Source organism: Myxococcales bacterium (assembly GCA_016717005.1).
Classification (GTDB): Bacteria; Myxococcota_A; Polyangia; order Haliangiales; family Haliangiaceae; genus UBA2376.
The window spans coordinates 272,294-285,000 of the sequence record JADJUF010000014.1 but is presented as its reverse complement, the minus strand read 5'-3'; the positions used below and the strand labels follow the sequence as shown (position 1 = coordinate 285,000).

The 12,707-nt window shown below is 72.3% G+C and carries 11 protein-coding genes and 1 rRNA gene (1 of these 12 cut by a window edge); 7 read left to right on the top strand and 5 right to left on the bottom strand.

Going from position 1 to position 12,707, the window contains the following annotated elements:
• Nucleotides 1–45, top strand: a 5S ribosomal RNA gene (gene rrf, locus IPL61_15265) (it extends 72 nt beyond the left edge of the window).
• A gap of 929 nt (nucleotides 46–974) precedes the next feature.
• Here rrf and IPL61_15260 read toward each other — a convergent pair.
• The 3 genes from IPL61_15260 to IPL61_15250 are packed head-to-tail and all read right to left on the bottom strand — an operon-like array spanning nucleotide 975 to nucleotide 3,326.
• Entirely contained in the window at nucleotides 975–1,781 is an 807-nt protein-coding gene (locus IPL61_15260; protein ID MBK9032643.1) for a hypothetical protein, read from the bottom strand.
• A complete protein-coding gene (locus IPL61_15255) occupies nucleotides 1,771–2,610 on the bottom strand; it encodes a hypothetical protein (GenBank protein ID MBK9032642.1) in 840 nt (279 codons plus the stop codon). The genes IPL61_15260 and IPL61_15255 overlap by 11 nt, the downstream gene beginning before the upstream one ends.
• A complete protein-coding gene (locus IPL61_15250) occupies nucleotides 2,607–3,326 on the bottom strand; it encodes a hypothetical protein (protein ID MBK9032641.1) in 720 nt (239 codons plus the stop codon). The genes IPL61_15255 and IPL61_15250 overlap by 4 nt, the downstream gene beginning before the upstream one ends.
• Nucleotides 3,327–3,648: 322 nt before the next feature.
• Here IPL61_15250 and IPL61_15245 point away from each other — a divergent pair, with 322 nt between their 5' ends.
• Nucleotides 3,649–4,608 carry a hypothetical protein gene (locus IPL61_15245; protein MBK9032640.1) on the top strand — a complete coding sequence of 320 codons (960 nt, stop codon included), beginning with the start codon at nucleotides 3,649–3,651 and terminating at the stop codon, nucleotides 4,606–4,608.
• 205 nt (nucleotides 4,609–4,813) lie between these two features.
• Here IPL61_15245 and IPL61_15240 read toward each other — a convergent pair whose 3' ends face one another.
• Entirely contained in the window at nucleotides 4,814–6,835 is a 2,022-nt protein-coding gene (locus IPL61_15240; protein MBK9032639.1) for a protein kinase, read from the bottom strand.
• Between the two features lie 164 nt (nucleotides 6,836–6,999).
• Here IPL61_15240 and IPL61_15235 point away from each other — a divergent pair, with 164 nt between their 5' ends.
• Nucleotides 7,000–9,180 carry a SpoIIE family protein phosphatase gene (locus tag IPL61_15235; protein ID MBK9032638.1) on the top strand — a complete coding sequence of 727 codons (2,181 nt, stop codon included), beginning with the start codon at nucleotides 7,000–7,002 and terminating at the stop codon, nucleotides 9,178–9,180.
• Nucleotides 9,177–9,902, top strand: a complete 726-nt coding sequence (locus tag IPL61_15230) for an endonuclease/exonuclease/phosphatase family protein (GenBank protein MBK9032637.1) — start codon at nucleotides 9,177–9,179, stop codon at nucleotides 9,900–9,902. Before IPL61_15235 ends, IPL61_15230 begins: the two co-directional genes overlap by 4 nt.
• Nucleotides 9,903–9,970: 68 nt before the next feature.
• Here the strand turns inward: IPL61_15230 and IPL61_15225 are convergent, their stop codons facing one another.
• Nucleotides 9,971–10,555, bottom strand: coding sequence for a hypothetical protein (locus IPL61_15225; GenBank protein ID MBK9032636.1), 585 nt, complete (start codon nucleotides 10,553–10,555; stop codon nucleotides 9,971–9,973).
• A gap of 230 nt (nucleotides 10,556–10,785) precedes the next feature.
• On the opposite strand from IPL61_15225, the gene IPL61_15220 reads away from it, so the two are divergent.
• The 3 genes from IPL61_15220 to IPL61_15210 all read left to right on the top strand — a co-directional run bounded on the left by IPL61_15220 (nucleotide 10,786) and on the right by IPL61_15210 (nucleotide 12,671).
• Entirely contained in the window at nucleotides 10,786–11,430 is a 645-nt protein-coding gene (locus IPL61_15220) for a MotA/TolQ/ExbB proton channel family protein (GenBank protein ID MBK9032635.1), read from the top strand.
• Nucleotides 11,431–11,586: 156 nt separating this feature from the next.
• Nucleotides 11,587–12,042, top strand: a complete 456-nt coding sequence (locus IPL61_15215; protein ID MBK9032634.1) for a biopolymer transporter ExbD — start codon at nucleotides 11,587–11,589, stop codon at nucleotides 12,040–12,042.
• 20 nt (nucleotides 12,043–12,062) lie between these two features.
• The gene (locus IPL61_15210) at nucleotides 12,063–12,671 is read left to right on the top strand and encodes a biopolymer transporter ExbD (GenBank protein ID MBK9032633.1); all 609 of its coding nucleotides are present in this window, start codon (nucleotides 12,063–12,065) and stop codon (nucleotides 12,669–12,671) included.
• Nucleotides 12,672–12,707: the final 36 nt, after the last annotated feature.

The following is a 12,707-nucleotide window of genomic DNA, read 5'->3' as shown; positions in this document are numbered from 1 at the left end:
GGTACTGCAGGGGCAACTCTGTGGGAGAGTAGGTCGCTGCCGGGGTCTTTTTGCGCTGGTCTCAGGACATGTCCTGGGCTGGTCACAGCCCGCATCTAACGATGCGGGCTGTTTTCTATTTCGGTTGGATTGGGCGGCGCTCGGGCTGGGCTGGGGCTCGTCGGGCTCCAGCGCTGCCGGATTTGCTTCCGGATCCGGATCTGCCTTCGGCCTGGTGGAGATGGTCGCAGGGCGAGGGTGTGGCCGAGGCGCAGGCGGTGGCGCACCCCATGGGCCGTGCTCAAACATGCCTCGCGCTGACGAGATCCCGGACGGTGTGCTTTCGCGATCGTCGGCGTTGCTCGAGGTGAGCTCGTGGGCGCTGCGGAACTGCGCGCGGCCCATGGGTGCGCGACCTGGCGCCTCGGGGAATCGCCGGCCGAGCTGCGGGCGCGGTCGGTGAGCCGCGCCCGCCTTGCCTGGCGTCCATGGCTAGCGCGGGCGGGTGTCGCCGAGGCGCAGGCGGTGGCGCACCCCATGGGCCGTGCTCAAACATGCCTCGCGCTGACGAGATCCCCGACCGAGTGCTCGAGCGATCGTCGGCGTTGCTCGTGGTGAGCTCGTGAGCGCTGCGGAACTGCGCGCGGCCCATGGGTGCGCCACCTGGCGCCTCGGGGCGGCGCTCGCCGAGCGCGGTGACACGCGCTGGCCAGTTGGGGACAGGCTCCTGGGTCGCAGGTGGCCAGGATCGCTAACGAATTCGACCGTACCGCGGCAGGAAAGGGGACAGGCTCCTGGGTCGCAGGTGGCCAGGATCGCTAACGAAATTCGGCCGCACCGCGGCGGGAAGGGGACAGGCTCCTGGGTCGCAGGTGGCCAGGATCGCTAACGAATTCGGCCGCACCGCGGCGGGAAAGGAGACAGGCTCCTGGGTCGCAGGTGGCCGGGATCGCTAACGAATTCGACCGCACCGCGGCAGGAAAGGGACGGCGCGGTCAGTCGGCGAGGCGGACGGTGACGGTCAGCGTTGCGATCGTGGGGTGGAGGCTGGCGTGATCGGTCGTCACGGGGATCGTCCCGGATGCGTCGGCGGGGCCGGTGACGGTGAGGTGCGGCGGGACGGCGTCGGTGATCAGCAGCCGGGCGAGGCGCAGCTCGAGCCCGAAGGCCATGGGCCCGGCCGACCAGCCGACGGCCACTCCGGCGATCGGTCCGATCCCCTCGATCGAGCTGCCACGGACGACGGTGTCAGAGTCGCGGACCAGGAGCGGCACGTCCGCATAGGCGATCCCGCCGTACACCGACAGCGTCGGCGTGGGCGCTAGCCGCAGGCCGAGGCTCGACATGCTGAGCTGGCCGGCGGCGTTGGAGGCGACCAGCCCCGCGTCGACCGGCGCGTCGTAGAGCTCGGCGAAGTGCCACTCGAGCGAGGTCTGGCGCCAGCGGACGCCGATCGAGAAGCCGCGGCCGAACCCGGCCCCGTGGACCTCGCTGCCTCCGCCGATCACCCCGCCGACGCCGAGCTCGAGTCCAACGACGATCGACGGACGGTCCGCGCGGCGGTCGGGGGCAGCGTCGGGGGCGTCGGGGGCGTCGGGGGCGTCGGGAGCGGCGGGGGCGTCGGGGGTGTCGGTGGCGGCGGCGTCGTCGTCGGCAGGTGTCGCCGCGTCGTCGGGCTCGTCGTCATCGGCGGGGCCCGCGGGCTCGAGGTCGTCGGGCGGCGCGCCCTGCGCGGCCGCCGGCGCGCCCCGCCCGAGGACGAGGACCGCGACCGCCAGCGAGGGGAGCGCGCTAGAACGCAACGCCCAGCTCCGCGCTGACGGTGGACGAACGGGCGCGCACGCCGTCGATCTGCAGCTCGACCCCGAGGCGCACGTAGGGCGCGAGCATCCGCTCGAGCCCGAACCGCGACACCTGCGGGTGGTAGGTCTCATTCGGGCCGTCGCCGAGGCCCTGGTAGCGGAGCAGGTTCCACTCGAGGCGGTACGAGGCGAGGACGCTCTGGGGCAGCGCCACCAGCACCGTCAACGGCAGCGCGAGGTGGCTGCTCTTGACGTCCGCGGTCGCCTCGACGACCTGGACGCTGGTCGGCGTCGCGGTCAGCGTCCGCGTCGACCGACCATGCATCGTGAACATGCCGAACCCGACCCCGGCCTTGACCAACACCCGCCCCTCGCCGAACAGCGGGTAGTCGAGCGTGAACCGGAAGCCCGAGGTGTCGCCGCCGAGCGCGGTGCTCGCCACCTCGAGGCTGGTCTCGGCCGACGACTTGCCGGTCATCAGGTTCTGTTGCCAGGCCGCGACCTTGACCTTGTACTCGTCGAGCCCCGCCTGCGTCACCCAGTACACGCAGGTGGTCACGGTGCCGAGCACGTTGTCCGAGCACTTGCCCTGCACGGGGCTCGCGGGCGCGTTCAGGAGGCGCGGGATGAACAGCGCGGTCCGGGTCAAGGGGCCGCCGTGGTCGGCGTACACGATCGACGCGCTGGTGCCGCGCGACGTCCCGGCGGCGGCGATCGCGTTGCCGTGACCGAGCCTGAAGGCCGCCTGCGGATGGCCGATGTCGCCGGCGAGACAGCCGCTCGCGAGCGCGAGCGCGGCGGCCGTGGCCATCCGGACGGCGCGGCTCATCGCTCCCATACCCGGACTCCGATGGTCGTGGTCAAACCGAAGAACGAGGTCGAGCCCGTCGCGTTGCCGATGTCGTCGGCCATGTCGAGCTCGTAGTTCGCGCCCTCGAGGACGCCGCCGATCCGGACGAAGATCCGGTTCGGACCGGTCGCCATCGGCAGGTCGAGCTCGACCCCAGCCTCGAGGTCGTAGCTCGCGCTGCTCGACGGAAACAGCCGAGACAGGCCGGTGACCTGAGCGCGAGCGTAGCCGCCGATCCCCAGCCGGTCGACGGTGGTCACCGGCACCATCACGCCGGCGAAGTACGCGTCGTAGAAGCCGCGGCCCTCGAGGCCATCAGGCCGAGCCGGCGGCTTGACCATCGTCAGCCCGTCGGTCGGCGACTCGAAGCCGACCTGGCGCACGCCGAAGCTCGCGCCGAGCTCGACCACGACCGCGTCGCGCCCGATCATGCCCCCCACCGAGAGCTCGGTCGCCCCCACCGATTCGTCGACGGTGCCGGTCAGCGAACCGCTCCGGATGTCGGGGGTGAGGGTCAGGTTCTGGTCCGGGTTGCGGGCCAGGAGCGAATGGACGCCGAGCGAGCACCCGGTCGCACCGAACGCCACGCCAATCCATGTCCCCACACGAATGTACAACCGAATCACGGTAGTCGAGCCGGCCGGTGCTCCGCAAGGGCGCCGGTGCGGCACGTTCAGTGCTGCGCGCGCGACCATGCGTAGAGGTCGGGCCCGCGTTGACGGTCACGCCCGACGAGCCTGCGCCGACCGACGCGCCGCCGCGCCGAGCGCCTGTGACCCGAGGGAGCGACTCGCGCACGACCATCACGCTGCGCGGCCGCGCGCGGCCGCGCGCGCACCGGTGTGGCCTTGGCGTCGGGCACCGACCGGTCCTCGAGCCACCGACGACGGCCACCTCGAGGTCACGGTGTTCCCGATCGACGCCGACCACGTCACGGATCGTGAGCGGGTGCTGCGGCGGGCGCTGGCGGCGTAGCGGCGCGGCCCCGCCGTGGTCGCGGTCGTGATACCCCACGGCATGCGCACCTCCTCGATCGTCCTCGCCGCCGCGCTCACCAGCGCGCTGGTCGCGTCCGCCTGCAAGAAGTCCGACAAGCCCGCGCCGGCCGCCGGCACCGCCGCGCCGGCCGCGGGCACCGCCGCGCCGGCCGCGGGCACCGCCGCGCCGGCCGCGGGCACCGCCGCTGGGACCGCCGCGCCCGCCGCTGAGCCCGCCGCGCCGGCGGCCGCGCCCGCCGCCGGGACCACGCTCAAGCTCACCGAGGTGCCGCCCAAGGTCGGCGACAAGCGCACCAAGATCGAAGACAACGAGATCGCTCTGCAGATGGACGCGAAGGGCAAGAAGGTCGACGTGCAGGTCGTCGGCCACAAGGAGGAGCAGCTCGAGCTCCTCGAGCTCGCCGGCGACGTCATGATGAAGGTCAAGGCCAGCTACCCGTCGATCAGCAACACCCAGACCATCGCGGGCAAGGTCCAGGCCAAGCCCAACGTGCTGGCCGGCAAGGCCTACGTGGTGTGGTCGGAGGCCGGCGAGATCAAGGCGACGACCGCCGACGGCGCGGCGGTGTCGGCCGAGGAGCTGGCCGAGCTGGCCGACGAGAACGACGAGCTGGGCAAGCCGGACGTGATGCAGCAGATCCTCGCCAACCGCACCTGGACCATCGGCGAGCCGTACGTGTTCACCGCTGACGATCTCGCCAAGCTCAAGGCGCGCGCCAACCCGGGCAAGCCGGTGCCGTCGGCGATCTCGTTCACGTTGCGGTCGTTCGACGCGACCGTCGCGGTCTTCGAGCTCACCATGTCGATGGTCCAGGCCAAGGGCACGGAGCAGCTGCAGTTCGACATGAAGGGCACCGCCCGGCTGGAGCTGCCGAGCACGAACCCGATCGAGATGTCGATGAGCGGCCCGATCAGCGGGACGGCGAACGGCATGCCGACCACCGGGACGCTGACCGGCAAGACCACCTACTCGTATTGAGGCGCGGGCGTCGCGCGGCTCGCCGCGCGGGACCGCCGCCTCCACAACTGGGGAGGGCGGCGGGCGACCCGGCGCCACCTCGCAGACGTGAGGCGGTCGGCGCGCGGGACCACGTCCCGCAGACGGAGCGGCGGTCGGCGCGCGGGCTGACCTCGCCGCGACCTTGGGCGCGGCCTCCCGACCCCGCCGCCCCTGACGCCGCCGATCAGGTCTCGAGCGGCTGGACGCCGAACAGCACGGTGTCGCCGCACGGATCGAGCCAGACCAGCAGGCGCTGGGGCGGGCCGGTCGGGACGTCGATCTCGAGGATGCGGCGGATCGGCGTCGCCGCCACCGCGCGGGCCAGGTCGGCCTCGAGCGTGCGCCAGGCGCCGGCCAGCGGCGTCGAGGTCAGCGGGATGCCCTCGATCTCGACCACCATGCCCATGACGAACCGGGCGCACGCCGGGTTGGCGACCAGGATCGTGCTGTCGCGCGAGAGCAGCGCCAGCGGCAGGCGACATCCGTCGACGATGCGCGCGGCCAGCGCGTCACGCTCGTTCTTGCTGCGCTCGATCACGACCCGCTTGCCACCGCCGCGGCGCCGGTGGCCGAACCCGAGCATGTCCATGACCGTGCGCAGCTCGTAGATGAACGCGGCCATGTCCTTGTGGCGCTCGGCCGGGGTCTTGGCGAGCGCGCGCAGGATCAACGTCTCGAGCGCGGGCTCGAGGCCGGCGACCAGCTGCGACGGCGGCGTCGGCTGTTGCTCGAGGTGGCCCGACAGGATGTTCGACACCGCGCCGTCCCAGGGCACGTGGCCGGTGATCAGCTCGTAGAACAGGATCCCGAGCGCGTACAGATCCGACGACGGCGTCGCGGCGTCCCCGCGGATGCGCTCGGGCGCGACGTAGTGGGGCGTGCCCGACAGCGGGCCCGAGCTGCGCCCGCCGGTCAGCGACCGGGCCAGGCCGAAGTCGAGCAGCTTGACGACGAGCTGCCGGCGCTTGGTGCCGGGCTGCTCGGCGAGGAGGATGTTCTCGGTCTTGATGTCGCAGTGGACGATGCCCTGGCTGTGCACGTAGTGGAGGGCGTCGGCGACCTGCAGGATGATCTCGCACGCGACCCGCACGCCGAGGCGCGTCTCGCGGCGCAGCACCCGGTGGACCGGCTCGCCCTCGACGAACTCCATCACCATGAACGCGCCGACGTCGGGATCCTCGCCGAAGTCGACCACCGAGGTGATGTTCGGGTGGTTGACCGCGCTGGCCAGCTGCGCCTCCCGGTAGAACAGCTCGCGGGCCTCGTCGGTGTCGGCCAGGTTCTCGCCGATGACCTTGAGCGCGAACGTCTTCGACAGCTGGGTGTGGCTGACCTTGTAGACCTTGCCCATGCCGCCGACGCCGATGCGGTCGAGGATCTTGTAGCGACCGGCGATCACGCGGCCGGGCGCGGCCGGCGCCCGATCCCCGCCGGGCGCGCGCGGCGGCACCGCCAGCGGCGCGGCGGCGACCGCCACCTTGGCCTCGGCCGCGATCGTGCGCGCGATGACCGGCTTGGCGTCGGGGCGCGCCCGGGGCCCGGGCTTGTTGTCAGGGGTCGGCGGGCGCGGGGGCGGGCTCGGCGGCCGCGCGGGCGGGCCGTCGCCGCGGGCGGACACGCCGTCGGGGCGCGCGGGCAGGCTGGGCAGCGGCGGCGGCCCGGCGGGCGCCGGGACGATGGGCAGCGCGATCGCGGGGCCGGTCCGGCCCAGCCGCGGTAGCGCGTGGCCGCTCGGGGGCGTGTTGGGCGCGGCCCGCAGCGGCAGGCGCGCGGCGTCAGGGCCGCGGGGGGGCTCGGGCAGGCGCGGCGGCGCCGACGTCGGCGGCGCCGGCAGGCGGGGGGCCTCGTCGAGCTCGGGCAGCCTCGGCACCGGGGCGCTCTCGTCGGCGTTGAGCGGCAGGCGCCGCGCGTGCTTCACGCCGGCGATCGTCTGGCGGTCGGCGCGGCGCGCGGCCGCGAGCATCTCGGGCTCGTCCTTGACCCGCACCGCCGAGGTGACGCTCTCGAGCGCGCGATCGTCGTCGGTGGTGTCGTCGAGCTCCCAGCCTGGCCCGAACGGCAGCGCCGGGACCGCCCGCGCGGTGTGGTCGGCGACCAGCCCGCTCATGCGCACGCGGCTGACCGCCTCGTCGCCGTCGGCCTCGGGCGGCGGCAGGGGCAGGTTGACGCCCGAGCGCGGTCCGCGGCTGCGCCGGTCGTCAGCCACGGCGAGGCTCCGCGCACCCGCGCGCGGACGGCGGACAGGCGCGGGTGAGGTGCGGGTGGGCGTCCAGGCGAGAGAGCGGCACAGACCGATCGCGATCGTCGGCGATCAGCCACGTATTGTACACCCGCGCGGTCGCGGGACCGCTATTCTCAGCCGGGCGCTAGATGACGCCCCTGCTCGACGCCGACAGCTACGCGCTCGGCCTGGTCGGCCTGCCGTTCGTGGTGGCCGCCAGCGCGCTCGCCGCGGTGCTGCTGTACGCGCTGTTCATGCGCGGGGCGCCGCACCTGCGGGCGCCGATCATCCTGTTCTCGAGCGGGCTCTTGCCGTTCGTGGTCGGCTTCGGGCTGGCGGTCGCGGCGCCCGACGACGTCGCCGCGCACGCGTTCTTCCGCTTCGGCATCGCGTTCGTGCCGCTGGCCGCGACCGGGGCGATGGTGTTCGAGCTGGCGCTGGCAGGGCGGCTGCGCGCCTACCGCGCACCGGTGATCCTGGCCGCGGCGGTCGCGCTGGTGTTCCTCGCGCTCGGGCTGACGACCGACCTCGCGGTCGCGCGGGTGATCCGCACCCCGTCGGGGCTGCGGTTCTTCGCCGCGGGCCCGATGGTGCTGCCCGCGACGCTGACGATCTCGGTGGTGTCGGTGACCGCGTTCGTCGAGGCGCTCCGGGCCGCGCGGCGGGCGACCTCGCCGCTGCGACGGCGGCAGCTGTGGGGCGGGCTCGTGGCGCTGGCGGTGTCGTTCATGGGCATGAGCGACGTGCTGCTCGCGTACGGCGTCGGCTACGTGCCGCTGAGCTGGCTGTTCGTGACGATCGGGTCGCTGCTGGCGCTGCGCTCGATCTTGCAGGACGACCTCTTGCGGGCGCAGTCCCTCGACAGCCGGGCGCCGGTGGCGTTCTTGGCCCTGTCGCTGAGCGGCGCTGCGGCCTGGGGGGTGGCCCGGTACGCGATCACCGACTGGCCGGCGTGGGTGGCCGCGGGGGCGCTGATGCTGGGCGCGCTCGGGGCGCGGCTGACGGTGGCGCTGCTCGCGCGGCTGTGGTCGATCCGCGCGCCGGGCGAGGGCCCGCTCGATCGCCTGGTCACGCAGTACGCGACCCGGGTGCGCCAGCTGACCCGGGTCGACGAGGTCGCCGCGCTCACCCGCGAGGTGTGCGAGATCGGCGTCGGCAACGAGGTCGAGGTGATCACGCCGGCCCGCGACGACTGGTCGTGGCGGCGCGCCGACGGGACCGCGATCGAGGGCGATCACGTGCCCGATCCGCTGCTGGGGCCGTGGCTGGCGGAGCGTCGGCGGCCGCTGTTCCTGGGCGAGATCGAGGGCGCCGATCTGGCCGACCTCCGGCCGTCGATCGAGCGGCTGATGGCCGCCCACGGCGCGGCCGCGCTGGTGCCGTTGATCGTGCGCGACGAGCTGGTGGGCCTGCTGGTGCTGCGGCAGCGCGGCCGCGGCGCGGCCCGGCGGCCGCTCGAGCTCCGGTTCCTGGGGTCGATCGCCGATCGCGCCGGCGCCGCGCTCGACTACGTGCGCATCGCCGACGAGGCCGCCGACCGGGCCGAGCTGGTCCGCGACGTCGAGCTGGCGGCGGCGGTGCAGGCCGGGTTCGTGCCCGGTCCCGAGCCGAGCCGCCACCACGGCGTGACCGTGGTCGGCTCGTGGCAGCCCGCGAGCGAGTGCGGCGGCGACTGGTGGTCGCGCTACGCGCTGTCCGGCGGGCGCACGCTGATCGTGATCGGCGACGTGACCGGCTCGGGCGTGGCGGCGGCGATGGTGACCGCGGCCGCCCGCGGCGCGTGCGACGCCGCGGTGCTGGCCCGGCCCGAGGACCTCGACGTGCTGACCCTCTTGCACCAGCTCGACCACGCGGTCCGCCAGGTCGGCGCCGGCCGCTTCCACCTGACCTGCTTCGCCGCGGTGCTCGATCCGGTCGCGGGCGAGATCCACTTCGCCAACGCCGGCCACGTCGCGCCGTACGTGTGCCGTCCGCGCGCGACCGTGGGGGCCAACGGCGACACGGTCGAGCTGTCGGCGCTGGTGGCGCGGGGCAACCCGCTGGGCGCGGGCGCGCAGACGGTGGCGAAGCTCGCGACCCGGCCGATCGCGGCGGGCGACGTAGTCATCTGGTACACCGATGGCTTGATCGAGTGCCACGGCGCCGACGGGAAGCAGTTCGGCGACCGCCGCCTGCAGCGCGTGCTCCGCCGCCTCGGCGAGGACGAGCTCGACCCGGTCGCGGTCCAGCGGCGCCTGGCCGGCGAGCTGGCCGCGCACCTCGGCGGGTTGCCGATCGACGACGACATGACCCTCGTGGTCGCTCGCATCGACGGAGGCGCGCGCGCGTGAAGGTCCGGATCGCCAGCTACAACATCCACAAGTGCATCGGCGGGCTCGACCGCCGCTACGATCCCGCGCGGACGGTCGCGTGCCTGGCGTATTACCAGCCCGACATCGTCTTGCTGCAGGAGGTCGACGCCGGCGCCCGCCGCTCCAACGGCGACCACCAGGCCAGCCTCCTGGCCGACGGCCTCGGCCTCGCCCACCACGCGTGGTTCCCCAACGTCACCGTCCGCGGCGGCGGCACCTACGGCAACGCGGTGCTGTCGCGGTTCCCGCTCGACGAGATGCGCAACATCGATCTGACCGTCGCCCCCAAGAAGCGGCGCAGCGCGCTCCACGTCGCCTGCCGGATCCGCGACGAGCAGCTGACCCGCACGCTGCACGTGTTCAACCTGCACCTCGGCCTGGCCCAGTACGAGCGGCGCATCCAGGTCGAGAACTTCGTCGAGTGCCACCCGCTCCACGGCCTGCACCAGCAGACCCCGGTCGTCATCGGCGGCGACCTCAACGACGTCTGGGGCTCGCTGAGCGGCTGGCTCGTGCCCCACGGCTTCGCCGGCGTCGGCCGCCGGCCGCGCACGTTCCCGGCCTGGGCGCCGCTGCGCGCGCTCGACGGGATCTACGTCCGCGGCGCGGTCCGGTTCGACGCCCTGATGCGCGGCGAGACCGAGCTGGCCAAGCAGGCCAGCGACCACCGGCCGCTGATCGCCGACGTCGTCCTGGGGTGAGCCGTCCGGTCGGTCGCGGAGCTTGGCGCGGCCGTGCGCGGGGGCGCCGCGCGACGGGCCGGCGCGACCTACGGCGCCGGCGGCTGCGGCTGCGGCTGCGGCGCGATGCCGGTGCCCATCGTGCGCACCTGCCGGAGCGCGGCCTCGCCGGCCTGGCGGAACGCGATCGGGTTCTGCCGCGGGTTGATGCCCGAGCGGACGCCGGCGTCGAGGTGGCGCTGGTACAGCTCGACGCGGACCTGCTCCCAGCTGGGGCAGGTGGTCGCCGCGGCCCGCGCGCACGCCGCCAGCGCCTGGGTCGCGTAGTCGAGCGCCTCCTTGGCCTCGTAGCGATCGACGTGGGCCACCGACACCGCCAGGAGCGCGCGCCAGTGCGTCGGCGACTCGGTCGCGCGGCCGGCCGCCACCGCCGCGGCCTGGACCGCCCAGTCCGACAGCTTGGCGTCGCCGAGCAGGCGCACCAGCTCGTAGACCGCTGGGCCGTCGCCGGGCCGCGCCTCGACCCGGGCCTCGGCGAACGCCAGGGCGCGCCGGCCGTGATCGTCGACCTTGCCGACCGGCGTCGCGGACAGCCGGCGGGCCGGCAGGAACAACGCGACCGCGACCACGATGACCACGACGACGTCGGCGAGCGAGAGATGGCGGAGCTTCACCGAACGCCTCTGACACCAGCGCCGGGCCGTCGGTTCCCACCGACCCGCAGATCGGGGCATTTCGCCTCGGGCCGTTGCGTCGCGCCCCGGCTCGCCCCGGGGGCCAGCGGCGGGAGTTCCCGCGATCTCAGCGGGTTAAGTGCATGGATCTGTCCTTGCACAGTGAAACCTCGGTTTCTTTTCAACTTCTCAACCCGCGCACGGCGCCCGGTACTCGGAGGAAGTCGACCATGTTGCAGACGATTTCGGCAGCGTTTCATGAGGGCGGATGGGGCATGTGGCTCATCCTCATCACCTCGATCCTCATCATCGGCATCATCGTCGAGCGCTCGGTCTACCTGTTCAAGGCCTCCGTCGACAAGGACAAGCTCCTGGCCCTGCTCAAGAGCCAGGTCATGGCCGGCAACGTCCAGGGCGCCATCAAGGTGTGCTCGGGCAACCCGACCCCGATGACCCGCATCGTCCAGGCGGGCCTCATGAAGTTCAACAAGAGCGACGACGAGGTCCAGGCGGCCATGGACGAGTCCGCGCTCCGCGAGCTCCCCAAGATCAACGCGCGCACGCCGTACCTGGCGATGCTCTCGAACTTCGCCGTCATGGCCGGCCTCATCGGCACCATCACCGGCATGATCAAGGCCTTCAAGTCGGTCGGCGACGACCAGGGCGGAAACAAGGCGCAGGACCTCGCCGGCGCCATCTCCGAGGCCCTCAACTGCACCGCCTTCGGCATCGGCACCTCGCTGGTCGGTCTGCTCGGCTTCTCGCTGCTGCAGGGCAAGACCACCAAGGTCACCGACGACATCAACGAGGTGACCGTCCAGGTCGTGAACCTGGTCGTCAACCACCGCGCCCAGATGCAGTCGCCGCAGGGCTGATCCCCAGGCCCACGAGCGGTCGCGTGACCCTCCCGCCGAGCTTCGGCTCGATCGGGCTCGTGGGCTGACCTGTCGATCTGACCTGCCAACTACCTCTGGAGGACCCCGATGGGCGGAGCCATTGATACCGGGAACAGCAAGTCGTTCAACGTCGAGTTGAACATTGTTCCCTTCATCGACCTGATGAGCTGCCTCACCGCCTTCTTGCTGGTGACCGCGGTGTGGAGCGAGATCGCGCGCATCACGATCCAGCCCAAGGGCAAGGCCCGCTCGAACGAGCCGCCGCCGGACGTCATCGAGCCCAAGATCTCCATCTTGCTGCAGCCCGACACGATCTACATCGGGGTCAGCTCGGCCCCGATCGATCCGGTCGTGGCCAAGAAGGAGAACGGCGAGTACGAGTGGGGCAAGATCGAGGGCGCGATCGTCGCCCTGCGCAAGGAGCCGATCTTCGACGGCAAGAAAGACATCGAGATCGCCGCCGAGAGCACCACCCAGCACCCGGTGTTCTACAAGGACATCATCCACGCGATGGACCTCGCCGCCAAGAACGGATTCGAGGGGGTCGGCCTGTCCGAGCCCTCCAGCCTGTCCTGGCGCCCGAGCCTTTAGTCACCGAGAGGGAACCCGCGATGCCCGTCCACAAAGCAGGATCTCGCCTCTATCGCTCGGTGCCGTTCAAGCACCTGGCCAAGGGCGCAGCCGGGGGCAGCTCCCGGTCGTCGAACGTGCGCCTCAACCTGACGCCGTTCGTCGACATGATGACCATCTTGGTCACCTTCCTCCTGATCGTGTTCTCGACCAACGGCGAGCTGATCAAGGCCCAGAAGGGGCTCGAGCTCCCGAAGGCCGACACCAAGCAGCAGCTGCAAGAGGCGCCGATCATCACGATCACCAAGACCGATCTCTCGTTCCAGGGCTTCCAGGTCGCGTCCCTCGACAGCCTGCTGAAGGACGAGAACCCGCAGATGAAGATCGAGGCCTTGTTCCTCAAGCTGGACGCCCACAGCAAGAAGACCAAGGAGAACCTGGCGCTCGGCGGCAAGGGCGCCGACAAGCGCGCCAAGAAGGCCTGCGACGACGCCAAGGCTGGCATCGTCAGCAACGACTACCTGTGCCCCGAGGGCCTGGTGATCCTGCAGGCCGACGAGGACACCGACGCGCGCGTGATCACGATGGTCGTGACCACCGCGAAGTACGCGAACTTCGACAACGTGCTGTTCGCCGTCAAGGTGAAGTGAACGAGCGCCCGGCTCCGCCGGGTTCGTGATCGATCG